The following is a 26,508-nucleotide window of genomic DNA, read 5'->3' as shown; positions in this document are numbered from 1 at the left end:
GTATTGACAAGTCCCGCATGATCCGAAATGTTAAATGAAACGTTTCATGAAGCATGAATCGCAGGGAGAAGCACATTTGTGCCGGTTTGGGAGAACCTTGGGCGCAGATTGATCTGACAGCTTTTGACATCACGCTGCGGCACCCGTCGGGGGGCAGGCCGGGTTTGGTGTGCATGGTCGGGCCAACGCATTTTTCCGCGGCATGAGAAGGATTTCAGGGCGGGCGCTTCGCGCACGGCCGGGATAATGCAAGACAAAACCAAGGGAGGATAAACCTGTGAAAAAACTGCTCGCTTCACTCGCCATCGTCGCGGCGCTTGCCACGCCGGCCATGGCTGACAGCGCCATCGATACATCCAAGGTCAAGAAGGAATACGTCACCTCCGCCAGCGGCAAGACCTATTCGATTGCCACGGTCGTCAAGGTCGATGGCATCGCCTGGTTCGACCGCATGCGCACCGGCGTTGAACAGTTCAAGTCGGAGACCGGCGCAGATGCGTGGATGGTCGGCCCGAGCCAGGCGGATGCCGCCGCGCAGGTGCAGATCGTGGAAAACCTGATCGCGCAGGGCGTCGATGCCATCTGCATCGTGCCGTTCTCCGTCGAAGCGGTCGAGCCGGTTCTCAAGAAGGCGCGCGATCGCGGCATCGTCGTCATCGCGCATGAAGCCTCCAACATCGTCAATGTCGATTACGAGCTTGAAGCCTTCGACAACAAGGCCTACGGCGCAAAGCTGATGGAAGTTCTGGCCAAGGACATGGGCGGCAAGGGCAAATATCTCGCCACCGTCGGCAGCCTGACCTCGAAGTCGCAGATGGACTGGATCGATGGTGCCATCGAATACCAGAAGAAGAATTTTCCCGAGATGTCGCTGGCGACGGAACGTCTGGAAACCTATGACGATGCCAATCAGGACTATACCAAGCTGAAAGAAGCCATGACCACCTATCCGGACGTCAAAGGCATTCTGGGTGCGCCCATGCCGACCTCCGCGGGCGCTGGCCGTCTGATCGCCGAAGGCGGCCTGAAGGGCAAGGTCTTCTTTGCCGGTACGGGTCTGGTTTCGGTTGCGGGCCAATACCTCAAGAATGGCGACATCCAGTACATCCAGTTCTGGGATCCGGCCGTTGCCGGTTACGCCATGAACGAACTGGCCGTCATGGCGCTGGAAAAGAAGAACGGCGAGATCAAGGCCGGTCTTGATCTGGGTCTGCCCGGTTACAACAGCCTGCTCGTGCCCGATGCATCCAAGCCGAACCTGCTCTATGGTGCAGGCTGGGTCGGCGTAACCTCGGCCAATATGGGCGATTACAACTTCTAAGGGAAACACTTATCCCCTCTGGGCGGCAGCCCAGAGGGGATAAAAGGAAACACATGAGCGAACACCTTCTGGAACTGAAAAATATCGGCAAGCGCTTCGGCGGCCTCGTGGCGCTGGATGCTGTCTCGCTCGCCATCAAGCCGGGTGAAATCCACTGTCTCGCCGGAGAGAACGGTTCCGGTAAATCGACGATCATCAAGATCATGGCCGGCGTCTACCAGCCGTCCGATGGTGAAATCCTGATCGATGGCAAGCCGGTCTCCGGCATGACGCCCGCCCAGTCGGTGCAGCATGGCATTCAGGTCATCTATCAGGATTTTTCCCTGTTCGGAAATCTGACCGTTGCCGAAAATCTGGCGCTGAACACGCTGCTGCTGGAGGGCAAGCGCACCGTCAATTGGCGCCGTGTGCGTGAACTTGCCGAAAAGGCGCTCGCCCGGCTTGGCGTGACGATGGATCTCGACGCCGATGTCGAGACGCTGCCGACATCGGGCAAGCAGATCGTGGCGATTGCCCGTGCCGTCATGGCCGATGCGCGCCTGATCATCATGGACGAGCCGACAACGGCGCTGACCCGGCACGAGGTTGACGCGCTGTTCCGCATTGTGCGCGATATCCAGGCGCAGGGCATCGCCGTGCTGTTCGTCAGCCACAAGATGCGCGAAATGCTGGAGATCAGCGAAAGGCTGACGGTCCTGCGCAACGGCAAGAAGGTCGCCGAAGGCCCGATCGGCGATTTCGACGAGCCTGCAATCACCCGCGCCATGACCGGGCATGACCTCACCGATCAGGTCTATCGCTGGCAGCCGACAAAGGGCGATACGCTGCCGCGCCTCGACGTGCGCAATCTCAGCATTGCCGGAAGCCTCGATGATATCAATCTGACATTGCATGCGGGCGAGATTGTCGGCCTGTCCGGGCTCATCGGCTCCGGCCGCACGGAGCTGGCTCTGGCCCTGTTCGGCATGCATCCAAAATTCACCGGGACCGTCAAGGTCGACGGCACCGGCGTGCATCCCAGGACGGTGCAGGAAGCCATTGCCAGCGGCCTGGCCTATGTGCCGGAAGACCGGCTGACCGAAGGCCTGTTCCTGACCCAGTCGATCGAGCGCAACATGCTGGCGACATCCATCGACAATTTTGTCCGCGGCCTTTTCATCGACCGCAGCAAGACGGCGAAGGCCACGACCTCGATGTTCGGCGCCATGCAGATCGCGGCGCCCGGACCCTATACACCAGTCAACCATCTTTCCGGCGGCAACCAGCAGCGCGTGGTGCTGGCGCGCTGGCTGTTGACGGGTGCGCGGGTGCTCATCCTCAACGGCCCGACCGTCGGTGTCGATGTCGGCTCCAAGGCGCAGATCCATCGCAAGATCCGCGAACTCGCCACCCAGGATGGCCTTGCCGTGTTGATGATATCGGACGATGTGCCCGAACTGGTGCAGAACTGCAACCGCGTCATCATCATGCATCGCGGCCGTTTCGTCGATGAAATCGGCCCTGATGTTTTGGATGAAGACACTCTAAACGACCGCCTGAAGGCCTTGAAATGACTCTGTTTCGCCGATCCGAATTCATCATCGCGTGCATCCTCTTTGCCGCCATGATCATCATTGGTCTGATCAACCCGGCCTTCTGGTCGCTGGATAACCTGTTCGGGCTCCTGCGCAGCAACGTCATCATCGGCATCATGGCGCTCGGCGTGCTTGTGGTGATGATCTCGGGCGGCATCGACGTGTCGTTCACCGCCTTTGCCGCCGCCGCCATGTACCTGACCATCAAGCTGATGATCTATATCGGCTATGAGGGCGTGTTTCTGCCCTTCGTCGCGGCGACGCTCATTGGCCTGTTTCTCGGCGCGTTCAATGCGTTTTTCATCCACACATTCCGGATGATTCCGCTGATCGTGACATTGGGCACCGGCAGTGTCGTGCGCGGATTGCTGCTTGGCCTTGTCGGCACCAGCGTCATCAACATCGACAAGATGCCCCAGCAGCTGATCGCGTTTGCCAAGACCGACCTTGTCAGCCTGACCTCGGCCACCGGCACCAATTTCGGCCTGACGGCGATGATCCTGATCTATCTCGGCCTTGCCCTCGCAACCCATCTTTTCCTGCGCCACACCATGGCGGGCCGCAGCATTTTTGCGCTGGGCGGCGCGCCGGAAGCGGCGAGCCGTGTCGGCTTCAACACCCGCCGTACGCTGTTCTTCGTCTATTGCTTTGCCGGGGCGCTTGCCGGCTTTGCCGGTCTCCTGCACGGCTCGATGATCTGGCTTGCCAATCCGCGTGATTTCGCCGGGCTCGAGCTTGATGTCATCGCCGCTGTGGTGCTTGGCGGCGCCTCGATCTTCGGCGGACGCGGCAGCGTCATCGGCACGCTGCTCGGGGTGTTCATGCTTGTCATGGTCAAGAACAGCCTGATCATCATGAAGGTCGACACCACGTGGCAGCGTGTCGTCGTCGGCCTGATCATTATCGTTGCGACAGCGCTGACCGCCTGGCGCGACCGCAAGAAACTGGTGTGAGAGCAGGGAACGTCATCATGCAAAACAGCTCATTCGCCAAGCGCATTTTCGGACAGGACCGCAACATCCTGCAACTGCTCGTCATCACCGTGCTCGTCTTCGCGCTGATGTCCTATCTCAACCCGGACAAGTTCCTGCGCTACTACAATTTCGAGTCCATCACCTACATCATGCCGGAACTCGGCATCCTCGCCATTGCCATGATGATCGCCATGCTGACCGGCGGCATTGACCTTTCGGTGGTGGGTATCGCCAATCTCGCCGGTATCCTTGCCGGTGTGTTCTTCCATTCGGTGATCGTCGGAACCAGCCAGTCCACCGGCATGGTGCTGCTGTATACTGGCATCGGCGTCCTGATGGCGCTCGCCATCGGCCTGCTCGCCGGAGTGCTCAACGGCTTCCTCATCTCGAAACTGCGCATCACGCCGATCCTGGCGACGCTGGGCACCGGGCAGATCTTTACCGGTCTTGCCGTGGTCCTCACCGGCGGCCCGGCGATTGTCGGTTTCCCGGATGCCTGGAACTTTATCGGCAACGGCAAGATTCTCGGCATCGCCACGCCGTTCATCCTGTTTGTCATCGTTGCGGGTGCCGTCGCTGTCCTGCTGACGCGCACCACCCTCGGCGTCAACCTGATGCTGATCGGCACCAATCCGCGCGCCGCCATCTTTGCCGGTCTGCGCAAGGACCGGATGATTTTCTACTCCTACATGATGACCGGGCTGCTCGCCGCCATTGCCGGGATCATCCTGTCGGGCCGGACCAATGCGGCCAAGTCCGATTATGGCGCATCCTATCTCCTGCAGGCCATCCTGATCGCCGTGCTGGGCGGTACCAATCCGGCTGGTGGTAAGGGCAGGGTGCTCGGGGTTTCGATTGCCCTGATCGCGCTGATGCTGCTGTCGTCCGGCTTCCAGATCCTGCGTTTTTCCAACCATCTGATCGACTTCATCTGGGGTGGTTTCCTGCTGCTGGTCATCGCGCTCAACGCCTTCAGGAACAGTGACAGGTAGGGCATGTTTCTTTCGCGAAATCATTGATATAGAGCAATTTCAAACACTACGGATAAGGCAAGGAATACACATATGGCTCGTCGCATTGCAGTCGTCGGCAGCAACATGACCGATCTCGTCACGTCGATCATCCGCATGCCGGCGCCCGGCGAAACCCTGGAAGCACCGGCATTTGCCATGGGGTTCGGCGGCAAGGGTGCCAATCAGGCCGTGGCGGCCGCCCGGCTCGGCGCCGAGGTGATGATGGTGACCAAGGTGGGCGATGACGTGTTCGGCCAGAGCACCATCGACAATCTGAGGAACAACGGCATCGACATCAGCCATGTCGGCATGGTGGCCGGGCAGTCCAGCGGCGTCGCGCCGATTTTCGTCGACGAAACAGGCGAGAATTCGATCCTGATCATCAAGGGCGCCAACAATGATCTCAAGCCCGCTGATATCGATGCGGCGGCCGAAGACCTGAAGCAATGCGATCTGATCCTGATGCAGCTGGAAGTGCCGCTGGAGACGGTCTACTACACCGCTGCCTTCGCCGAGAAACACGGTATCGAGACCATTCTCAATCCGGCTCCCGCCGCGCCCGGTCTGGATGCCGCGAAGGTTGCCAAAGTCACCTTCGTGGTGCCGAACGAGAGCGAGCTGGCGCTTCTGACCGGCATGCCCACCGACACGGATGAGCAGATCGAACAGGCCGCCCATGCGCTGATCACCCGGGGTATCCGCACCGTCATCGTCACGCTCGGCTCGCGCGGTGCGCGGCTGATTACGGCTGAAAAGTCGACCATGATCGAACCGGTCAAGGTCAAGCCGAAGGACACGACCGGCGCCGGCGATGCCTTCATTGGCAGCTTTGCCCGCTTCTATGTCGAGACCAGGGAGCTGGAAGCCTCGCTGAAGAAGGCCGCGCTCTATGCGGCGGATTCGATCACGCGTCCGGGCACGCAGAAATCCTATGCGACGACGGCAGAGTTCGAGGCCTTCGTCGCTGCCACCAGGGCATAAGGCCAATACCTGCAAGAATGAGGAAACAACCGTGCTGAAAAATCTCGATCCGCTGCTGAATGCCGATGTCCTCTATGCGCTGAAGTCCATGGGGCACGGCGATCGCCTGGTCATTTGCGATACGAATTTCCCCGGCGATTCCATCGCCCGGCAGACCCGCCTCGGCCGCCTGCTGCGGATCGATAATGTCAGCGCGCCGCGTGCCGCCAGGGCCATTCTGTCGGTCATGCCGCTCGATACCTTCATCGACGATGCCGCCGCGCGCATGGAAATCGTCGGCAGCCCCGACGAGATACCGGATGTGCAGAAGGAAATGCAGGCGGAAATCGATGCCGCCGAGGGCAAGCACTGGCCGATGGTGTCCATCGACCGCATGGCCTTCTATGAGCACGCCAAGAATGCCTATTGCGTCATCGCCACGGGCGAGCGGCGCTTCTATGGCTGTTTTATCCTCACCAAGGGCGTGATTGCGCCTGATGCAGTCTGACGCAATCTAGCGCGGCGGCGCCGTCGAACCGCGCACCACCAGCGTTGCCTCGAGATAGTCATCCTGCAAAGGCCCGTTGTCGGTACCCGTGATGGCGGCAAACGCCCGCGCGGCGATCTGTTCGACGGGCTGGCTGATGGTGGTCAGGCGCGGCGTCACCAGATTGGCCAGCGGAATATCATCGAACCCGATGATCGACACGTCATCCGGCACCTTGAGATCGAGATCGCTGGCCGCGCGCAGAAGACCGATGGCTTGCTGGTCGCTGGCCGTGGCAATGGCGGTCGGGCGCTCATGCGGCGGCCGGTCAAGCAGGAAGCGCCCGAGCGTTTCACCCGATGCGTAGTCGAAATGGCCCTCGACCGCCTCGCAGCGTACCCCCGCCGTGCCAAGCAGGTTGAGGAAACCGGCGCGCCGTTCGCGCGAAACCGGCGCATCGGCGGAACCGGCGATATAGGCAATGCGCTCATGGCCAAGCGCCACGAGATGTGCGGCGGCAAGGCCCGCGCCCCGGTAGTGGTTGACGGATATGAGCGGGAGGCCGGCAAAACGCCGGTCAACGGCGACCGTCGCCACGTCGCTGCTCCAGCCTTTCGAGGCGCCGAACTGCGTCGGCACGACGATGAGGCCGGTGGGATAGCTTTTGAGCAGGCTGTTGATCTGCGCCAGTTCGATCTTCGGATCGTCATTGGTGATCGACAGGAGCACGGAGAAACCGGCCTGCGAGGCAATCGCCTCCACATGCTTGGCCAGTTCGGCAAAGAACGGGTTGGTGATATCGGGAATGACGAGGCCGATCATGTCGGTGCGGCTGCGGCGCAGGCCGCGTGCCACACCGTTCGGGCGGAAATTCAGCTCGCGGATGGTGGCTTCCACCAGTTCACGCAGTTCCTTGCCGACGGTCTCGTTCTTCGCCAGCACGCGTGAAACCGTGCCGACGGAAACATTGGCCCGTGCTGCTACATCCTTGATATTGACCATCTTCCCATGCCTGACCTGTTGCGGGTGCCGTGTGAAGCCGGCAACGCCATATATCCCCTATGCTTTCGTCAATCTTTCACGATATTTGTCAAGGATTACTGCAAGGATAATCACAAATCCGGTGATCATCTGGCGCATGAAATCGCTGAGGCCGAGCAGGATGAGGCCATTGGCGAGCACGCCGATGATGCAGGCCCCGAGCAGGGTGCCGACAATGCTGCCGCGCCCGCCGCTGAGGCTCGTGCCGCCAATGATGACGGCGGCGATGGCATTGAGCTCAAAACCGATGCCGATGATCGGGCTGGCGATATTCAGGCGGGCCATGTAGATGATCGCGCCGATACCGACGAGAACGCCGCAGATGGTGAATGCCGCCACCTTGTAAAAGAACACGTTGTGTCCGGCGAGGCGGGCCGCTTCCTCATTGTTGCCGATGCCGTAGAGCACGCGGCCGAACACGGTCTTGGTCAGCACGAACCAGCCGATTGCCACCAGCACCAGCGCAATCAGGAACAGGAGCGGAATGCCGTAGAAGGTTTGCGAGCCGAAGGCGTTGAAGGCGGCCGGGAAGGAATAGATGGTCGATGCATTGGTGACCTGCAGCGCCGCGCCGCGGGCAATGTTGAGCGTTCCCAGCGTGACGATGAAGGAGGGGATCGCCCACCAGGCGCTGATCAGGCCGTTGAGGAGGCCGAAGCCGATACCGGCCACGATGGCGCTGATGGTGGCAAGAAACACCGCGACTGCAGGGTCAAGCCCCGGCAGGGTCATCACCGTGCCCGCCACGACGGCGCAGAAGGACAGGACGGAGCCGACCGAAAGATCGATGCCGCCGATGAGGATGACGAAGGTCATGCCGATGGACAGCACCAGATTGATCGTCACCTGCGTCAGGATATTGGTGACATTGCTGGAGGACAGGAAGTGCGGCGTGAAGGAAAACACGATGATCAGCGCGATGAGCGCGATGCCGATGCCCGCTTCGCGCAGCACGGTCTTGGTCGTGGTGGCGATGGTTTTGCTGCCCGCCTGTGCCGTGGTCAAATCAGTGGTGTCCATGGTTGCGTTCGTCCTTGTAGGCAAAGTTCAGGATGCGCTCTTCGGAAAAGTCCGCGCGTGCCACTTCTCCGGCAATGCGGTGTTTGGACATGACGAGAATGCGGTCGCTGAGGGTGATGAGCTCGGGCAGTTCCGAGGAGACGATGAGCAGCGCCAGCCCCTTTTCCGAAAGGCCGCGCAGCAGCGCGTAGATTTCGGCCTTGGCGCCGACATCGACACCGCGGGTCGGCTCGTCGAGCAGCAGGATTTTCGGGTTGTTCGCCAGCCATTTGGCCAGGACGACCTTTTGCTGGTTTCCACCGGAGAGTGTGGAAACCGCATCGGCGGTGTCGCCGTATTTCAGCTTGATCTCGCCGCCGAGCGCGCGCGTCAGCCGGGTTTCCTCGCGCTTGTCGAGAAGGCCGAGCCGCGAAATCTTGCGCAGGCTCGCCAGCGTGACATTGGCCGCAATTGCCATGCCGAGGATCAGGCCCTCTTCCTTGCGGTCTTCCGTGACGAAGCCGATGCCGTCACGAATGGCCTGCTTGGGATTGCGGTAGTGGCGCGGCTGGCCGTCGCGTTCAATCGTGCCGGAGAGAGGCAGGTCGGCGGCGAAGATCGAGCGCAGCAGCTCGGTGCGGCCGGAGCCGACCAGTCCGGCGATGCCGAGGATTTCACCGTAATGCAGGTCGAACGAAACGCCTTCCGCGTGCGGGGAGGCGGGATGGCGCAGGTTGCGCAGGGAAAGCGCGGTGCGGCCGCCCGTGTCGAGATCACGCGCGGCGGCCATGGCGGCGGCAAGCTGGCGCCCGACCATGTTGGTGACCAGCTGATCGGTCGTCGTGCCCGCAATATCCGCCGTCATGACGGATTCGCCGTTGCGCAGGACCGTGACCCGGTCGCAGATCGAGAACACCTCGTTGAGGTGGTGCGAGACAAACACGACAGCGACGCCTTTGGCCTTCAGGGCGGCGATGATCTGGAACAGCCGTTCGGTCTCGCGCGCGGTCAGGGTTGCGGTCGGCTCGTCGAGAATGAGAATGCGGCTTTCGCCCATCAGCGCCCGGGCGATTTCCACCAGCTGGCGGTGCGCCACGCCGAGGGATTCCACCGGACGGCGCACATCGACATCCCCCAGACCGATGGCATCGAGCGCCTTGCGGGCTTTTGCGTAGAGCGTGGGATAATCAACCATGCCGAACGCCTTGCGCGGCATGTCTTCAAAGCAGATGTTTTCGGCAACGGAGAGGTAGGGCAGCAGATTGAATTCCTGGTGCACCACCTGAATGCCAGCCTTCTTGGCATCGCCTGGGGTGTGCGGGTCGTAGGTCTCGCCGCCCAGCGTGATCGACCCGGCATCCCGCTGGATGATCCCGCACAGAATCTTGATCAGCGTCGATTTGCCCGCGCCATTTTCGCCGACGAGCGCATGCACTTCGCCGGGGCGCAGTGAAAAGCTGACGCCGTTGAGGGCGACAACGCCGCCAAAGCGCTTCTTGACGCCGGAGAGTTCAATCACCGGCGCAGCACCAGCCGGTGCCGGAGCGGCTGCGCCTGCCATGTCAGGGTTTTCCATGATCATCGACCCGGTTGGCGGCTGTGCCGGAGCAGGCACAGCCGCGGTTCTACCCTGTGTTACTTCACGTCGTCCGATGTCACGAGCTTGATATCGGTCTTGACCCAGCCTTCGAGCGGCTTGCCGCCAGCCACCACACCAAGCGCCTTGTCGATGGCGTTGGCGGCCATCAGCTGGCCAAACTGGTCGACCGTGGCAAGCAGCTTCTTTTCCTTCAGCAGCGGCTGGACCGCCGGGATGTTGTCAAAGCCGACAACTTCGATCTTGCCTGTTTTACCAGCCGCTTCGATGGCCTTGACGACGCCGAGGACCATGGAGTCATTGGCCGCCATCACGCCCTGGATATCCGGATGGGCGGTCAGCATGTTGGAGAATACGGTGTTGGCTTCTTCGGTTTCCCAATGGGCGGTGCGCGAGTCGAGCAAGTCGAGCTTGCCCGCCGTGACGGAGTCCATGAAGCCGAGCTTGCGCTGAGCCGCATTGTCGGCACCCGGATTGCCTTCGATGATGACGACCTTGGCGCCCGCACCCAGTTTCTTGGCCAGCGCCTCACCGGCCATCTTGGCGCCTTCGCGGTTATCGGGGCCGACAAAGGCGAGCTTCAGGCCTGCCTCCTGCTTGGCCTTGTCATCCAGCGCCACGTCGAAATTGACGACGGTGATACCGGCATCCACGGCACGCTTGATCGGCGGCACGAGCGCACGGGAATCGGAGGGGGCAACAACGATGGCATCGACCTTCTGGGTGATGAAGCTCTCGATGGCATTGATCTGCGTCTCGACATCGGTCTCGGACTGCATGCCGACGGCCTTCAGCGTGTAGTCGCCGCGCTTGACCTCGTGGGCTTTTGCACCCTCAAGCATGTTCTTGAAGAATTCATTGGCGAGGGACTTCATCACGAGCCCGACGACAGGTTTGTCGGCGGCAAAGCTGGCGGCCGGCATGGCGAGCGTGCCGGCCAGGATGCTGGCGGCGATAAGACGTGCGAATTTCATTGTATTCCTCCCAGAATGACAAAAGACGTTCAACGGTTTGCCACGTCCTCCAACATGGCGATGAAACGTTTCATTGCGCGGGCGCAATAGCCTCGTCCCAGCGTAATAGGAGCCCGAAGATGAGCGGGATGTCAATATGAAACGTTTCATTCGAGAGATAGGCAGACGCGGGCCAACGGAACGCTGCCTAAGGAAACTTACAGATAATCCGCGACGCGGTTGGCAGCCCAGTGGTAAAAACTGCCGGGAACAAGCGGCTGGTTGGTCGGGTCTTTCTTGTGAACGTGGAAGCCGATGAAATCCGGATGGTCGAGCGGTTCGAGGCCATAGGCCGGGTCAAAGATGCGCAGGGCATCGCGGGCCGTCCAGTAATAGAAGTTTTCCTTCGGCGCGGCATCCTTGAAGAAACCGTAACGCTTGGCCATGCGCGAAATGCCGTCATTGGCGAAGGCGGTGATGCCGATGGTGGCGGGCGTTACCTTCTGTCCGGTCATCCGGAACCATGCCGGGCGCATGACGCGGCGGCGAAAGCCCAGCCATGGCGGAACCACGACCGTTCCTTCCATATAGGCATCGAACTCACCGATGACGGGGTTGTCCGGCGGCAGATACATCGCCGATACACCAAGGCGGAAGTGGTTCTCCCGGGCGAGATAAGGCTTGTCGGTCGCCGGATGAAACTGTTTCATCAGGTACATGTCGGTATCAAGCCAAACGCCCTGCTGTTTCTTCATCAGCGTGACGCGAAACAGGTCGCTGAACTGCGATACGACGTGACCGGGGTTCTCGATATCGGGGAAATCCGGATCGATGCGCCGGAGGTATTTTTTGTCCAGTATCGGCGCCGCATCGCAAATCTCGATGCCCTTGGGAAGGTTTGCAATCTCGTCGAACGCGTAGAGCTTTACCCGCTGTCCGGTCATCACCATCGATGCCAGACAGACCCGGTCCACCTCCCGAAGGCGCGGGCCATACCAGAAGGTGCAAATATCCATGAACTATTCCAGCGGAAAAAAGTGTTAAAGTGCCAGTCCATCTATGAGAGTTGCTGATCCTGGTCAATCGCATTGTTAGACTAAAGTCGTAGATGGTTGGCCGCATTTCAACGGCATAAATGGTGAGTGAAGGCAGGGTCGGGGGCCGGGAAACCGGCTGGATCAATTTTCCACGGTTTGGCTTTTTTGAAAAAGCCGGGCTCCTGCTTTCAGCTTCACTGGAATGAAGTTCTGCCATTTATCGTAGCGGCAGCAATAAATTGGCGCGAATTTCCCCCGGCTTGTGAAACCATCCTTTTCTTCCGGCGAAGCGTTCCACTATGGTTGCCGCCAGTATCGGCGCATCGTAAGACGCCGAAAAACAGTGGACAGTGATTTTCATGACCAAGAGCCTGACGCATCTTCAGCGTCTTGAAGCCGAAGCGATCCATATTTTCCGCGAGGTTGCCGCAACATTCACCAAGCCGGTGATGCTGTATTCCATCGGCAAGGATTCCTCCGTGATGCTGCATCTGGCGATGAAGGCCTTCTATCCGGCCAAGCCGCCATTTCCGTTCCTGCATGTGGATACCACGTGGAAATTCAAGGAGATGATCGCGTTTCGTGATTCAGAAGCGAAACGTCTCGGCTTCGACCTGCTGCTGCACAGCAATCAGGACGGCATCGACCAGGGCATCAGCCCCTTCGTGCATGGGTCGAACACCCACACCCACATCATGAAGACCGTCGCGCTGCGGCAGGCGCTCGACAAATACGGTTTCGATGCAGCCTTCGGCGGCGCGCGGCGCGACGAGGAGAAGTCACGGGCAAAAGAGCGCATTTTTTCCTTCCGCAACGCGCAGCATTCCTGGGATCCGAAGAACCAGCGCCCGGAAATGTGGAAGATCTACAACACGCGGGTCGCCAAGGGCGAATCCATCCGTGTCTTCCCGATCTCCAACTGGACAGAGCTGGATGTCTGGCAGTACATCCTGCAGGAGAACATTCCGATCGTTCCGCTGTATTATGCCGCACGGCGGCCGGTGGTGGAGCGCGACGGCATGCTGATCATGCGCGATGACGAGCGCATGCAGTTGCTGCCCGGCGAAGAGCTGCAGGAGAAGCTTGTTCGCTTTCGCACGCTGGGATGCTATCCCTTGACCGGTGCGATTGAATCCGATGCGGTGACCTTGCCGGAAATCGTCAGCGAAATGCTGATCGCCCGCACCTCCGAACGGCAGGGCCGCATGATCGACAAGGATGAAGCCGGTTCGATGGAGAAGAAGAAGCGCGAGGGCTATTTCTGATGAACACCATTGCCCCGATCGAGGCTTCCGCTGCCGAGGAAATCCGCGCCTACATGGCCGAACAGGAAAAGAAATCGCTGCTGCGCTTTCTCACCTGCGGTTCGGTCGATGACGGCAAGTCGACGCTGATCGGCCGTCTGCTTTACGACACCAAGCTGATCTTCGAGGACCAGCTGGCCGCCCTGCAGAACGACAGCCGCAAACATGGCACCAATGGCGAGGACATCGATTTCGCGCTGCTGGTCGATGGTCTGGAAGCCGAGCGCGAGCAGGGCATCACCATTGATGTCGCCTACCGCTTCTTCTCGACGCCCAAGCGCAAATTCATCGTCGCCGATACGCCCGGCCACGAGCAATATACCCGCAACATGGCAACCGGTGCTTCGACCGCCGATCTTGCCATCGTGCTTGTCGATGCGCGGCAGGGTATTTTGCGGCAGACACGCCGCCACAGTTTCATCGCTTCGCTGCTCGGCATCCGCAACATCGTCCTGGCCATCAACAAGATCGATCTCGTCGATTACTCCCAGGCCATTTTTGACCGGATCGTCGCCGACTACCAGGATTTCGCCGGCAAGCTCGGCTTCCAGTCGATCCAGCCCATTCCGCTTTCCGCCCGCTTTGGCGACAATGTCATTTCCGCCTCTGCCAACATGCCCTGGTACAAGGGCCCGGCGCTGCTCGAACATCTCGAAGACGTGCCGCTCGCCAATGCGGACGAGGAGCGTCCCTTCCGTTTCCCGGTGCAATATGTCAACCGGCCCAATCTCGACTTCCGCGGCTTCTCCGGCACCATCGCGTCCGGCGTCGTCTCGCCGGGGGATGAGGTGGTGGTTGCCAAGTCCGGCAAGTCCTCGCGCGTCAAGCGTGTCGTCACGCTGGACGGCGATCTTGACCGGGCTGTCGAAGGGCAGGCGGTGACGCTGGTGCTCGAGGACGAGGTCGAGGTGTCGCGCGGCAACATGCTGGTTGCGCCCGGCGCCCGCCCCGAGGTGGCGGACCAGTTTGCCGCGCATCTCGTCTGGTTTGCCGAACATGCGCTGATCCCCGGCCGCTCCTATATCCTGCGCACGGAGACCGATCAGGCGACAGCCACGATCACCGATCTGAAATACCGAATCGATATCAACAGTTTCGCCCAGGAAGCGGCCAAATCGCTTGACCTCAATGAAGTGGGCGTCGTCAATATTTCAACACAGCAGCCGATTGCCTTCGACCCCTACAAGTCGAACCGCTCGACTGGCTCGTTCATCCTGATCGACCGCCTGACCAATGCGACGGTCGGTGCCGGCATGATCGATTTTGGCCTGCGCCGCGCATCGAACGTGCATTGGCAGGCGCTGGATGTCAGCAAGGCGTCACGTGCCGGCCAGAAGAACCAGAAGCCGGCGGTCATTTGGTTTACCGGCCTGTCCGGTTCGGGCAAGTCGACGGTTGCCAACCTGGTGGAGAAGCGGCTCTCGTCGCTTGGCAAGCACACCTATATTCTCGATGGCGACAATGTGCGGCACGGGCTCAACCGCGATCTTGGCTTCACCGAAGAGGACCGGGTGGAAAACATCCGCCGCGTCGGCGAGGTGGCCAAGCTGATGGCGGATGCCGGGCTGATCGTGCTGGTCTCATTCATTTCGCCGTTCCGTTCGGAGCGGCGCATGGTGCGCGAGTTGCTGGACGACGGCGAATTCCTCGAAGTGTTTGTCGATACGCCGTTCGAGGAATGCGCGCGCCGGGATCCCAAGGGGCTCTATGCCAAGGCGCTGCGCGGCGAGATCAAGAACTTCACCGGCGTCGACTCGCCCTATGAAGCGCCGGAGAATCCGGAACTGCACCTGCACACGGTCGGCCGCACGACGGAGGCACTTGCCTCGGAGGTGGAGAAGCTGCTGGTCGAGCACGGTATCATCTTCAATTATGATCAAAGCTCGTGGTCGATTTAGGCAATGCCTGATTTATTCACCCCCCTCTGTCCTGCCGGACATCTCCCCCACAAGGGGGGAGATCGGGCTTCACTTCTGTTTCGATCGATTCTGAGACAGTGTAGTGTCAGCAAAAGCGTCGATGCCGATGTGATCTCCCCCCTTGTGGGGGAGATGGGCGGCAGCCCAGAGGGGGGTGTATGACGTTAATCCTCAAGCCCCTCGATCATGCCGCCCTGCTTGCCGTCCTGGAAACAGTGGCCATTGCCGCCGGGCAGGAAATCCTGCGCATTTACGCGGAGGGCTGTGATTTCGCGTTGAAGGATGACCAGTCACCCGTCACCGAAGCCGATCATGCGGCGGAAGCCATCATCCTGGCGGCTCTGCGCAAGGCGACGCCCGACATACCCGTCGTGGCGGAAGAGGAAATCTCCGGCGGCCATGTACCCGGCGATCTCGGTGCGCGCTTCTATCTGGTGGACCCGCTCGACGGAACGCGGGAATTTGTCAGCCGCAACGGAGATTTCACCGTCAACATCGCGCTGATCGAAAACGCAGCGCCCGTTCTCGGCGTTGTCTATGCCCCGGTCCGCGGCGTGCTGTTCACCGGCGGCACTGACGGTGCGCAGGAGATCACGGTCGGCGAGGGCGGTGCGGTTACCGCGCGCAAGGCCATAGGCTGCCGCGCCAGCCCGCACGATCTCATTGCGGTTGCCAGCCGCTCGCACCGCACGCCGCAAACCGATGCCTATCTGGAAAAATTCCGTATTGCCGACTGTGTGTCCGTCGGATCGTCGCTGAAATTCGGCCTGCTGGCGCGCGGCGAAGCGGACATTTACCCGCGTTTCGGCCGGACCATGGAATGGGATACGGCAGCAGGCGATGCGGTCCTGCGGGCTGCGGGCGGGATCACGCTCACGCTCGACGGCAACCCGCTGACCTATGGCCGCCGCAACCAGGCCGACGATGCCGATTTCGCCAATCCGGATTTCGTGGCTTGGGGGAAGCTATAACCAGTTTTCAATTTGAAGCCCGGGCACGCGGCTGAATTCCTTTATATTGTCTGTCACCAGCACGGTACCGGTCGCGCAGGCATGGGCTGCGATCAAAAGATCATTCGGTCCGATTGGTTTTCCTGTCGCCTCAAGTTCTGTGCGAATACGGGCGTAGTGTGCGTCTGCGGGGCTTTTGAATGGCAGGATATCGATGATCGCAAGCAATTCTTCAATGATCGCGCGCAGCCGTGCCGAGCCTTTTTTGTCCGCACCATAGCGAAGCTCGGCGGCAACGAGAATGCTCGTGCACACTGTCTTGCTGTGTTGTCTGACCTTGTCCGTCAGACGGTCATTCTGATTGCGCAGCAAATTTGAAATCGTATTGGTGTCGAGCATATGGCTGTGTGTCATAAATCAATCTCGCGAAGGGGAAGAAGACCTTCATCGACATCGGGAAACTCTTCATCAATCGGTTCGAGATGTGCGAGAAACTCACTCAAGGACCGCCGCGTGACCGGTTCGATGATCAACCGGTTTCCTTCGCGGTGCATGATTGCGGTGTCGCCCGGCATTTCGAATTCAACCGGGATCCGTACAGCCTGATTTCGGCCATTGCGAAATAATTTTACCTGACGTTCTTGCATGGCAGGACCTCGCTCTATTTTGGCATATGCCTTAGCATAGGCCAATCCCTTCCACTGTACAAGGATCGCTACCCCGCTCGCTTCCGCAACAGAATCGTCACCACAAAAAACGCGCCGATGGAACTGGTAACGATCCCGATGGGCAGTTCCTGCGGTGCGAGCAGCAGACGGGCCGCAAGATCGCTGAGCAGGATCAGCAGGGCGCCGAGCACGGCGCAGGTGACGATCAATCCCGCATGCAGCTGCCCGGAAAAACGCCGGGCAATGTGCGGGATCATCAGGCCGACAAAGCCGATGACACCCGCCACCGAGACAAAGATCGCGGTGGAGAAAGCGCAGACGATGAACACCGTGTTGCGCAGGCGCGTCACCCTTATGCCAAGGCTTTCCGCCGTGTTTTCGCCGGCCAGCAGGGCATCGAGATTGCGGTGGTTGTACAGGGCGTAGATAAGGACGGCGGCAAGCCCGGTAAGGGCGAGCGGCAGGTTTTCCCAGCGGGCAAGGCCGAGGCCGCCAAGCGTCCAGAACATCACCGAATGCGCGGCGCGCTGGTCGCCGGCAAACACCATGTAGTTGGTGAGCGCAGCGAAAAGGAAGGAGACGGCAAGGCCCGCCAGGATCAGCCGTTCCGGCCCCTGTCCCTGCACGCGCCGCACCAGCATGAGCACGACGATGGCCGCCAGCATGCCGCCGCTGAACGCGGCAATCGGCAGGGTCCAGATGCCGAAGCGGTCGCCGATGACCGTAATCACCGAGACCGCTCCGGCCGCCGCGCCATTGGAAAGGCCGAACAGGAACGGATCGGCGAGATCGTTGCGGGTAACGGTCTGCAGCAGCGCGCCGATGATGCCGAGCCCAGCGCCAACGCAGATGGCAAGGATCACCCGCGGCAGGCGCAGGTCGACGATGATCTTGCCGACCGGACCGTTGACGGCGGTATCGGAGAGACCGGCGGCATGGGCGACGGCGCGCAAGACGTCACTGAGCGGAATGACCGTTGCCCCATAGGCAATGGACACGAGGGCGAGGGCCAGAACGGCCATCACCCCAGTCATCAGTGTCAGATGCTGACGGAAAGGCAGATGCACTCAGAAGGCTTCCGGATGCATGGCCTTGGCCATCTTGGCGATGGCCTCGATATTGGCCGGTCCGGGCGTCAGTTCCGCATAGCGCAGGGCGACGAAGCGGTTGTTCTTGACCGCGTCGGTTTCCTTCATCGCCGGATGGGACTTGAGGAAGTCGAGCAGCTTCTGGTAACCCGCGTCATCCTGATAGTCGAGGAGGACGAGGAATTCCGGATTGCGCGTGGCCACGGTTTCCCACGAGGTGGTGCCCCAGCTGGTGTCGAGATCGGCCATGATATTGGTGCCGCCCGCTTCGCTGATCATCGCGGTCGGGATGGCGAACTTGCCCGCCGTAAACGGCTTGTCCTCGCCGGAATCATAGAGGAAGACGCGGGTGCCGCTCTTGTCGCCGATCTTGGTCTTGATCGCTGCAAGTTCGCTCTTCCAGCCGCTGATCAGCGTGTTGGCTTCCTCTTCCTTGCCGAAAATCTTGCCGAGCTTTTCCATATCGCCATAGAGCAGGTCCATGGTGGCGGCGGGCCGGTTCTTGTCGAGATGAATGCAGCTTTCAGTCAGTTCCAGCGTCTTGATGCCGTGCGGCGCCAGCGTGTCGGGCGTGACTTCGCCGCCCGGTTTCATGCCGTAATTCCAGCCGGCGAAGAAGAAATCCGGTTCCGCCGCAATGAGATTTTCAAGGGTCGGGTATTTGGGCGCAAGCTCGGGAATGGAGCCCAGCTGCTTCTTGAAGGCGTCATCGAGTTTATACCAGCCGGTAATGCCCGATACCCCGACCATCGAGGATTGCAGGTGCAGGGCAAAGGCCATTTCACTCATGTTGATGTCCTGGATGACAGCGCGCTTGGGTGCGGCCTCGAAGGTGACGGGTTTGCCGCAACTGTCGACCGTCACAGGAAACGCCCATGCGGGGGCTGATAGCGCCGACAAGGCAAGGGCGAGCAGCATTCTTTTCATCACATTCTCCGTAGCTGAGCAGTTTGTTTTGTTGTTGGCTCTGGTGCTTCGAACACCATGAGGTCGCGATCCTGCGAGGGGTGGCGCAGGCGCAGGACATCAAGATCAAAGACGTCGCTGACGATGCGCGGCGTCAGCGTTTCATCGGGCGTGCCGGCGGCGACGAGCTGCGCGGCGTGCATGACGGCGACGTGGGTGGCGAACGGCGCCACCAGCGGCAGGTCGTGCAGCACCGCTATGACAGTCACATCGAGACCGGCGACGAGCGCCAGCAATTCGCTGCGCGCCTTCGGGTCGAGGTGATTGGTGGGTTCGTCGAGAAACAGGATGTCCGGCTGCTGGGCTATGGCGCGCGCCAGCTGCACGCGCTGCCTTTCGCCGCCGGAGAGCGAGCCGATGGGACGGCGCGAATATGCGGCGATCCTGGCGCGCACCAGGGCTTCGGCAACGATATCCCGGTCCTTTGCCTTGGTCAGGGTGCCGGTGTGCGGAATGCGTCCAAAAGATACGTAATCATCCACCAGCAATTGCGGGTCCGGCATGTCGGTCTGGCCAACAAAGGCAAACCTTTTGGCCCGTTCTTTGGGCGGCAGCCGGTCTATTCCCGCGCCATCGAGGTGGATGCTGCCGCAGGAGGGGCGCAGCAGACCGGCCAGCATGCGCAGAAGCGTTGATTTCCCCGCGCCGTTCGGCCCGATTATGGCAAGGCGGGCGCCGCGTGCGATGTCGAGCGAAACCTCATCCACCAGCGTCTGGCCGGCGGTGCGGAACGTCACCGCGTCGGCACGCAGGATGGCATGGTTCATGGGTGGATATGCGTGACTGCAGGCAAGGCACATGGCGTCAAATCCCAAGCGGTAGATGTCGTTGCGTCATCGCGGACGCGTCATTCTCGTACAGTAACGTTATAACATTGGTCAATGCCTGATGTGTCATAGGTGCGCCGGAATGCGTGCGAGGGTCTTGTCCCAAAGGCCCTGCGGGCGCTGCGATGCCTTGGACCAGCCATCGGTGAGCGTGTGATACATCCGGGCGAAGTCCAGAAGATCGGCAAAGTTCGTGGCGGGATCGATGTCGCCGAAAAGGTACTGCGCCTTGCCGGGCGCCCGGAAGGCGACGGTACAGGGATGTTCGCAACCGGCCATGCAGGCAACGCCATGCACCTCGTAGCCGAGCTTGCCATCGAGTTCGGCCTGCAGCCTTGCGGCAAGGTCCTGACCCGGCCGTGACAGGCCATCGGCAGCCTTGCACAGGGTGCAGACGATAATCTGGTGATCGGGACTTGGCGTGGTCATGCCGGTGCTTTGCCTTGTGGACAAAGGTCAGGGGAACGCGGCCAATGCACCATCGCGACAAGGCGGGAGAGGACATCGCATCGCTCCCGGCACACCCCGTCCGGTTCGAATTACAGATGTGATGGCAGGTCTCCTGGCTCGCGGGTCTCAGCTTCGCCTTGCCTTCCCGGCCTTTCGGTCAGTGGCATGTCAGGCATCGCTCGCCGCTTACAGTTGCGGGGGCAGCCACGGTCTCGGTCCCTTTTGGGTACGCCTCACCGTGTTCCCTTTTCATCTCCCGCGTTGTCTTGCGGAAGAAACCATCGGCGCGGATGCTATGCGGCCCGCCGCGCAGTTGCAAGCATGTTTATGCGGCAATTTTTGAAGCTGCCAAAATTTTTGGCAAATGAAAGATTTCAATTGGCCGGTAACGCGTTAGAGTGCTGGGAGCATTTGTGGGAACACGGCTTTTTTTGAATCAGATTTTTGAGGCGACATGGCAATTCACGCAGCAGTCTATCATCTGACGCATTACAGATATGACCGGCCCATCATGCTCGGGCCACAGATTATCCGGCTCCAGCCGGCGCCCCATTCCCGGACAAAAGTTCTCAGCCATTCCCTGAAAGTCAGTCCGGCCAATCACTTCGTCAACCTGCAGCAGGATCCCTACGGCAATTTCCTCGCCCGCTTTGTCTTTCCCGAGCCGGTGACGGAGCTGAAGATCGAGGTCGATCTCGTCGCTGACATGACTGTCTACAATCCATTCGATTTCTTCGTTGAACCCGTCGCCGAGACATGGCCCTTCAGCTATCCCGAAGAGATCAGCGACGACCTGTCGATCTATATCAAACCGGAACCGGCCGGACCTCTGGTTTCAGCTTTCCTTGCAACCATCGATCACAGTCCGGCGAACACGGTGAATTTCATCGTCGATCTCAACGCGCGCATCCAGCGTGAGATCGGCTATGTCATCCGCATGGAAACCGGTGTTCAGGAGCCGGACACCACCTTGAACCTGCGCGCGGGATCGTGCCGGGATTCAAGCTGGCTGCTGGTGCAGGTCCTGCGCAATCTCGGTTTTGCCGCGCGGTTCGTCTCCGGCTATCTCATCCAGCTGAAACCCGATCTCGTCGCCATTGATGGTCCCGCCGGCACCGACAAGGATTTCACCGATTTGCATGCCTGGTGCGAAGTCTACCTGCCGGGGGCAGGCTGGATCGGCCTCGACCCCACCTCCGGGCTTTTGACCGGCGAGAGCCACGTGCCGCTTGCTGCCACGCCGCATTACCGCAATGCGGCACCGATTTCCGGCATGGCCGAATTTGCCAATGTGGAATTCGGTTTCGATATGCGCGTGACGCGCGTGTCCGAGCACCCGCGGATCACCAAGCCGTTTTCCGACGAATCCTGGACTGCGCTCGATGCGCTCGGCGAACAGGTCGACGCGATCCTGAACGAGAGGGATGTGCGCCTGACCATGGGCGGCGAGCCCACCTTCGTGTCCATCGATGATTTCGAATCGGGCGAATGGAACACCGATGCCGTTGGGCCGACCAAGCGGGAAAAAGCCGACAGGCTGATCCGGCGACTGCGCGAGCGTTTTGCGCCGGGCGGGTTTCTGCATTACGGGCAGGGCAAATGGTATCCGGGCGAGAGCCTGCCGCGCTGGACGTTTTCGCTCTACTGGCGCAAGGACGGCAAGCCGATCTGGGTCAACCCCGACCTGATCGCCCCGGAAAACAGCAAGGCCGACGTCAAGCCGGAAGATGCCGGAAAACTCCTCGTCGCGTTGGCGCAGGAGCTTGGCGTTGAACAGGAGATGGTGGCGCCTGCCTATGAAGACCCGGCGGAATGGATCGTCAAGGAGGGCAATCTTCCCGATAATGTCGATCCGTCCAACTCGAAGCTGAAAGACCCGGAGGAACGCAGCCGCATCGCCCGGGTTTTCGAGCGGGGCCTGACCGAGCCAAGCGGTTTTGTCCTGCCGGTCCAGCGCTGGAACAGCCAGGCCTCCGGCCCGCGCTGGCGCAGCGAGAAATGGAAGACCCGGCGCGGCAAGCTGTTTCTGGTGCCGGGGGATTCGCCCGTCGGATACCGCCTGCCGCTCGGCGCCCTGCCGCATGTTCCGGCTTCGGAATATCCCTATATCGTGCCGGTCGACCCGTCGGTGGATCGCGGCGCCCTACCGGACCCGGCACCGCAACCGCGCGAAAACGTCCTGGCGGTTGCCTCGTTCACCGCTGATGAAGGCAACCAGCAGGAGCGGGTGGAGCAGGAACTGGGGGAAATCGGCGGGGCCGTGCGCACCGCCATATCGGTCGAGCCGCGGGACGGGCGCCTCAGCGTCTTCATGCCGCCGGTCGAGGCGCTCGAGGATTATCTGGAACTGGTTGCGGCGGCGGAAGCCGCGGCGCACAAGCTCGGGCTGCCGGTTCACATCGAGGGCTACAGCCCGCCGCAGGATCATCGTATCAATGTCATCCGCGTTGCACCCGATCCCGGTGTAATCGAAGTCAATATCCATCCGGCTGCCAACTGGCGCGACTGTGTGGACACAACGACGGCAATCTATGAGGAAGCCCGCCAGACACGCCTCGGTGCCGATAAATTCATGATCGACGGTCGCCATACGGGTACCGGCGGCGGCAACCACGTGGTGGTCGGTGGTGAAACACCGGCCAACAGCCCGTTCCTGCGCCGTCCTGATCTCTTGAAAAGCCTCGTCCTGCACTGGCAGCGCCATCCCTCGCTGTCCTACCTCTTCTCCGGCCTGTTCATCGGACCGACCAGTCAGGCGCCGCGCATCGACGAGGCACGGCACGACAGCCTCTACGAGTTGGAGATTGCGCTTTCGCAGGTGCCGCGCCCAGGCGAAGGCACGCCGCCCTTGCCCTGGCTGGTGGACAGGCTGTTCCGCAATCTGCTGGTGGATGTCACCGGCAACACGCATCGCTCGGAAATCTGCATCGACAAGCTGTTTTCGCCCGACGGTCCGACAGGCAGGCTCGGTCTGGTCGAGTTTCGCGGTTTCGAGATGCCGCCCAATGCGCGCATGAGCCTTGCCCAGCAATTGCTGATCCGCGCGCTGATTGCCCGGTTCTGGAACAATCCGATACAGGGCAGTTTCGTCCGCTGGGGCACGGCGCTGCATGACCGCTTCATGCTGCCGGCCTATGTCTGGCAGGATTTCCTCGATGTTCTCGCTGATTTGCGCGAGAACGGGTTTGATTTCCGGCCGGAATGGTTCGAGGCCCAGCTGGAATTCCGTTTCCCCTTCTGCGGGGAAATCGAGAATGAGGGCGTGAAGCTGGAAATCCGGCAGGCGCTGGAGCCATGGCATGTGATGGGCGAACAGGGCGCCATCGGTGGCACGGTGCGCTTTGTCGATTCCTCGGTGGAACGGCTGCAGGTCAAGGTCGACGGCTTCAATCCTGCCCGCTACCGCGTCGCCTGCAACGGCCGCGAGGTGCCGCTGACGATGACGGACCGGCAGGGCACGGCGGTTGCAGGCGTGCGCTACAAGGCGTGGCAGCCGCGCTCCGGCCTGCATCCGATGATCCCGGTCAACACGCCGCTGGTTTTCGATATTTACGACCAGTGGTCGCAGCGGGCGATCGGCGGTTGCGTCTATCATGTCGCACACCCCGGCGGGCGCAGCTATGATACGTTTCCGGTCAATTCGAACGAGGCCGAGGCACGCCGGCTGGCGCGTTTCGAGCCGCGCGGCCATACGGCCGGCGGATATGAATTGCGCAGGGAACAGCCATCGGGCGAATTTCCGATGACCCTTGATCTGAGAAGGCCGAGGCATTGAGATTGTGGGATTGATGCAAAGAGAGATTGTACCCCCCTCTGGGCTGCCGCCCATCTCCCCCACAAGGGGGGAGATCAGCCTGCACAATCGTTTCAGCCAACCATCAATCCGGCAAAGCAAGCAAAACCGTCAATGCCGATGTGATCTCCCCCCTTGTGGGGGAGATGCCCGGCAGGGCAGAGGGGGGTATTGCAGCCAATGTCCCAGGTGAGCAAATCACGGCCACTCGCCGGTCTCCTTGCCAGCTACAAGCCGCTGCAGGGCGTGGCGGACGAGATGATCGATCCGAGCGGGGTTGTGCGGCCCGGCTGGGAAAGACTGCTGCGCTCGCTCGACACGCTCGGCCCCGAAAAACTCGCCACCCGCTTTGCCCGCGCCAACCAGTATCTGCACGATGCGGGCGTGTTTTACCGCGTCTATGACGAGACCGGCACGCAGGAGCGCGAATGGCCGCTCGCCCATGTTCCCCTTCTGATCAACGAGGATGACTGGCGCGCCATCACCACGGGGCTGGCTCAGCGCGCCGATCTCCTGGAGGCTGTCGTTGCCGATGTCTATGGCGATAACCGGCTGGTGCGCGACGGCGTGCTGCCGCCTGATCTGATTGCCTCGAACCCGGAGTTCCTGCATCCCGTCGCCGGCATCAAGCCGGCCAGCGGGCATTTTCTGCATTTCTGCGCTTTCGAACTTGGACGCGCGCCCAATGGCCAGTGGTGGGTGCTGGGCGACCGCACGCAGGCGCCCTCGGGTGCCGGGTTTGCCCTGGAAAACCGCGTTGCCACCACCCGCGCCCTTTCAGATATTTCCGGCGCGATGAACGTTCATCGCCTTGCCGGTTTCTTCAAGGATTTCCGCGATTCCCTGCAGAGCCTGATCCATGATGCCGCAGGGCGCGCTGCTATTCTCACGCCCGGGCCGAACAACGAAACCTATTTCGAACACGCCTATATCGCCCGTTATCTCGGCATCATGCTTCTGGAAGGCGACGACCTGACCGTGAGCAAGGGCCGGGTCATGGTGCGCACCGTGTCGGGTCTCAAACCCATCGACGTTCTGTGGCGGCGCATGGATGCCGCCTACATGGACCCGCTCGAGCTGAAACCGGATTCATGGATCGGCACGCCCGGCATGGTCGGCGCGCTGCGCCAGCGCTCCGTCTCGCTGGTCAATGCGCTGGGATCGGGCATTCTCGAAACCCGTGCGCTTTTGGCCTTCCTTCCCGCCATCTCGAAAGCCCTGCACGACCGTGATCTCGCCCTGCCCAGCATCGCCACCTGGTGGTGTGGCCAGGAGAAAGAGCGCCAGCACGTCATGGACCGGCTCGACCAGATGATGGTTGGTCCGGCATTGTCGACGCGGCTGCCGTTCGAAGACGTGCAGGCGACGGTTCTGGGGGCGGCGCTGGACGATACGGCGCGCCAGGCCCTGTTGCAGAAGCTCAAGACCGACGGGCGCGGACTGGTCGGGCAGGAGGCCGTCAAACTGTCGACAACGCCGGTCTATGTGGAGGGCAGGCTGGAGCCGCGTCCCTTTGTCCTGCGCGTCTTTGCGGCGCGCCATGGCGATGGCTGGAGTTTCATGCCGGGCGGTTTTGCCCGCGTCGGTTTCACGCTCGATACGGCGGCAATCGCCATGCAGCGCGGCGGGCAGGCGGCGGATGTGTGGATCACCAGTTCGGCGCCCGTGCGCCGGGATACGCTGCTGCCGCGCGAGGACGACGCCTTCCGCCGCAATGTGCCGGGCACGCTGCCGAGCCGTGCGGCGGAAAACCTGATGTGGATGGGGCGCTACATCGAGCGTGCCGAAGCCACGGCGCGCATCCTGCGGGCCTGCCATGCCCGCTATGCCGAGACGGCCAATGCGGAATTGCCGCTTCTGACGGAAATGCGCGATCATCTCAAACCCCTCGGGATTGATCTGGACGAGGCCATTCCGAAGGGCCTCTTGCGCTCCATCGATGGCGCGATGCTTAGTGCCGGCCGCATCCGCGACCGTTTTTCGCCCGATGGCTGGCTGGCCCTGCGCGATCTGTCGAAGACGGTGCACCGGTTTCAGGGGGTGGTGTCGCAGGGCGATGACGGCACCCGCGCCATGACCATCATCCTGCGCAAGCTTGCCGGGTTCTCCGGTCTGGTGCACGAGAATATGTATCGTTTCACCGGCTGGCGTTTCCTTGAAATCGGCCGCAGGCTGGAGCGCGGCATCCAGATGGCGCGCATCCTGGCGAACCTGTCGCGGCACGAGGCGCCGGAGGGCGCGCTGGAAATGCTGCTCGAGATCGGCGACAGCGTCATGACGCACCGCAGGCAGTACAGCGTCTATTCCGGCCGCCTCAGCGTGCTCGACCTGCTTGCACTCGATCCGCTCAATCCGCGCTCGATCATTTTTCAGCTTGATGCGCTCAAAACCGAGTTCAGCCTTTTGCCGCAGCGCGAGGCAGGGGCGCATATGCCAGCCTTTTCCAAGGATGTGCTGCGTCTGCACACACAGCTTGCCATCATGGAATCGAGCGAACTGACGGCAGATACGCTTGACGGTCTCGCCAATGAAATCGGCGCCTTGTCCGATACCATCTCCGATCTGTATTTTGCCTGAGGAAACGCGG

Annotated in this window: 22 protein-coding genes and 1 riboswitch; of the genes, 11 read left to right on the top strand and 11 right to left on the bottom strand. The window is 61.1% G+C overall.

The window, feature by feature from the left end; translation table 11 throughout:
- Positions 1-277 precede the first annotated feature (277 nt).
- From ACTJJ7_RS04520 to ACTJJ7_RS04495, 6 genes are all read left to right on the top strand, one after another.
- A complete protein-coding gene (locus ACTJJ7_RS04520) occupies positions 278-1,321 on the top strand; it encodes an autoinducer 2 ABC transporter substrate-binding protein (RefSeq protein WP_105737109.1) in 1,044 nt (347 codons plus the stop codon).
- Positions 1,322-1,374: 53 nt separating this feature from the next.
- Positions 1,375-2,874, top strand: a complete 1,500-nt coding sequence (locus ACTJJ7_RS04515) for a sugar ABC transporter ATP-binding protein (RefSeq protein WP_105737111.1) — start codon at positions 1,375-1,377, stop codon at positions 2,872-2,874.
- Entirely contained in the window at positions 2,871-3,848 is a 978-nt protein-coding gene (locus ACTJJ7_RS04510; RefSeq protein WP_105737113.1) for an ABC transporter permease, read from the top strand. The genes ACTJJ7_RS04515 and ACTJJ7_RS04510 overlap by 4 nt, the downstream gene beginning before the upstream one ends.
- Positions 3,849-3,865: 17 nt before the next feature.
- A complete protein-coding gene (locus tag ACTJJ7_RS04505) occupies positions 3,866-4,861 on the top strand; it encodes an ABC transporter permease (RefSeq protein ID WP_130268883.1) in 996 nt (331 codons plus the stop codon).
- A gap of 72 nt (positions 4,862-4,933) precedes the next feature.
- On the top strand, positions 4,934-5,863 hold the full coding sequence (rbsK, locus tag ACTJJ7_RS04500; RefSeq protein WP_440965625.1) for a ribokinase: 930 nt from the start codon (positions 4,934-4,936) through the stop codon (positions 5,861-5,863).
- Between the two features lie 31 nt (positions 5,864-5,894).
- Positions 5,895-6,350, top strand: a complete 456-nt coding sequence (locus ACTJJ7_RS04495) for an RbsD/FucU family protein (protein ID WP_130268885.1) — start codon at positions 5,895-5,897, stop codon at positions 6,348-6,350.
- 6 nt (positions 6,351-6,356) lie between these two features.
- Here the strand turns inward: ACTJJ7_RS04495 and ACTJJ7_RS04490 are convergent, their stop codons facing one another.
- From ACTJJ7_RS04490 to ACTJJ7_RS04470, 5 genes are all read right to left on the bottom strand, one after another.
- Complete coding sequence (locus ACTJJ7_RS04490; RefSeq protein WP_440965623.1) at positions 6,357-7,331, bottom strand: LacI family DNA-binding transcriptional regulator; 975 nt, start codon at positions 7,329-7,331, stop codon at positions 6,357-6,359.
- 57 nt (positions 7,332-7,388) lie between these two features.
- Positions 7,389-8,390 (bottom strand): ABC transporter permease, encoded by a 1,002-nt coding sequence (locus ACTJJ7_RS04485; RefSeq protein ID WP_105737123.1) that lies wholly within the window; start codon positions 8,388-8,390, stop codon positions 7,389-7,391.
- Positions 8,377-9,945, bottom strand: a complete 1,569-nt coding sequence (locus tag ACTJJ7_RS04480; protein ID WP_440965621.1) for a sugar ABC transporter ATP-binding protein — start codon at positions 9,943-9,945, stop codon at positions 8,377-8,379. Before ACTJJ7_RS04480 ends, ACTJJ7_RS04485 begins: the two co-directional genes overlap by 14 nt.
- Before the next feature lie 59 nt (positions 9,946-10,004).
- Positions 10,005-10,940, bottom strand: a complete 936-nt coding sequence (locus tag ACTJJ7_RS04475; protein ID WP_440965620.1) for a sugar ABC transporter substrate-binding protein — start codon at positions 10,938-10,940, stop codon at positions 10,005-10,007.
- Between the two features lie 197 nt (positions 10,941-11,137).
- Positions 11,138-11,935: a hypothetical protein gene (locus ACTJJ7_RS04470; protein ID WP_440965618.1), complete on the bottom strand. Its 798-nt coding sequence runs from the start codon at positions 11,933-11,935 to the stop codon at positions 11,138-11,140.
- 380 nt (positions 11,936-12,315) lie between these two features.
- Here ACTJJ7_RS04470 and cysD point away from each other — a divergent pair, with 380 nt between their 5' ends.
- The 3 genes from cysD (at position 12,316) to cysQ (ending at position 16,150) form a co-directional block, all read left to right on the top strand.
- A complete protein-coding gene (gene cysD, locus ACTJJ7_RS04465) occupies positions 12,316-13,221 on the top strand; it encodes a sulfate adenylyltransferase subunit CysD (RefSeq protein WP_130268889.1) in 906 nt (301 codons plus the stop codon).
- Positions 13,221-15,158, top strand: coding sequence for a sulfate adenylyltransferase subunit CysN (cysN, locus tag ACTJJ7_RS04460; RefSeq protein ID WP_440965616.1), 1,938 nt, complete (start codon positions 13,221-13,223; stop codon positions 15,156-15,158). The genes cysD and cysN overlap by 1 nt, the downstream gene beginning before the upstream one ends.
- A 179-nt stretch (positions 15,159-15,337) precedes the next feature.
- On the top strand, positions 15,338-16,150 hold the full coding sequence (gene cysQ / locus ACTJJ7_RS04455; RefSeq protein ID WP_440965614.1) for a 3'(2'),5'-bisphosphate nucleotidase CysQ: 813 nt from the start codon (positions 15,338-15,340) through the stop codon (positions 16,148-16,150).
- Here the strand turns inward: cysQ and ACTJJ7_RS04450 are convergent.
- The 6 genes from ACTJJ7_RS04450 to ACTJJ7_RS04425 form a co-directional block, all read right to left on the bottom strand.
- A complete protein-coding gene (locus ACTJJ7_RS04450) occupies positions 16,145-16,543 on the bottom strand; it encodes a type II toxin-antitoxin system VapC family toxin (protein WP_440965612.1) in 399 nt (132 codons plus the stop codon). The two genes, cysQ and ACTJJ7_RS04450, sit on opposite strands and share 6 nt — an antisense overlap.
- Positions 16,540-16,776, bottom strand: coding sequence for an antitoxin (locus ACTJJ7_RS04445; RefSeq protein ID WP_105737137.1), 237 nt, complete (start codon positions 16,774-16,776; stop codon positions 16,540-16,542). The genes ACTJJ7_RS04450 and ACTJJ7_RS04445 overlap by 4 nt, the downstream gene beginning before the upstream one ends.
- A gap of 68 nt (positions 16,777-16,844) precedes the next feature.
- Positions 16,845-17,831: a FecCD family ABC transporter permease gene (locus ACTJJ7_RS04440; RefSeq protein WP_440965877.1), complete on the bottom strand. Its 987-nt coding sequence runs from the start codon at positions 17,829-17,831 to the stop codon at positions 16,845-16,847.
- A 33-nt stretch (positions 17,832-17,864) separates the two neighbouring features.
- Positions 17,865-18,812 (bottom strand): ABC transporter substrate-binding protein, encoded by a 948-nt coding sequence (locus ACTJJ7_RS04435; RefSeq protein WP_440965610.1) that lies wholly within the window; start codon positions 18,810-18,812, stop codon positions 17,865-17,867.
- Positions 18,812-19,618 (bottom strand): ABC transporter ATP-binding protein, encoded by an 807-nt coding sequence (locus tag ACTJJ7_RS04430; RefSeq protein WP_130268894.1) that lies wholly within the window; start codon positions 19,616-19,618, stop codon positions 18,812-18,814. Before ACTJJ7_RS04430 ends, ACTJJ7_RS04435 begins: the two co-directional genes overlap by 1 nt.
- A gap of 126 nt (positions 19,619-19,744) precedes the next feature.
- Positions 19,745-20,107, bottom strand: a complete 363-nt coding sequence (locus ACTJJ7_RS04425) for a DUF1636 family protein (RefSeq protein ID WP_130268895.1) — start codon at positions 20,105-20,107, stop codon at positions 19,745-19,747.
- Between the two features lie 106 nt (positions 20,108-20,213).
- Positions 20,214-20,426, bottom strand: a riboswitch (cobalamin riboswitch).
- 156 nt (positions 20,427-20,582) lie between these two features.
- On the opposite strand from ACTJJ7_RS04425, the gene ACTJJ7_RS04420 reads away from it, so the two are divergent.
- Positions 20,583-23,903 (top strand): DUF2126 domain-containing protein, encoded by a 3,321-nt coding sequence (locus tag ACTJJ7_RS04420; protein ID WP_440965607.1) that lies wholly within the window; start codon positions 20,583-20,585, stop codon positions 23,901-23,903.
- Positions 23,904-24,101: 198 nt separating this feature from the next.
- Positions 24,102-26,498: a circularly permuted type 2 ATP-grasp protein gene (locus ACTJJ7_RS04415; protein ID WP_440965606.1), complete on the top strand. Its 2,397-nt coding sequence runs from the start codon at positions 24,102-24,104 to the stop codon at positions 26,496-26,498.
- Positions 26,499-26,508: the final 10 nt, after the last annotated feature.

This window comes from Phyllobacterium sp. 22229 (assembly GCF_052056495.1).
Classification (GTDB): domain Bacteria; phylum Pseudomonadota; class Alphaproteobacteria; order Rhizobiales; family Rhizobiaceae; genus Phyllobacterium; species Phyllobacterium myrsinacearum.
The sequence above is the reverse complement of the archived record's forward strand: the minus strand, read 5'-3'. Positions and strand labels throughout refer to the sequence as shown.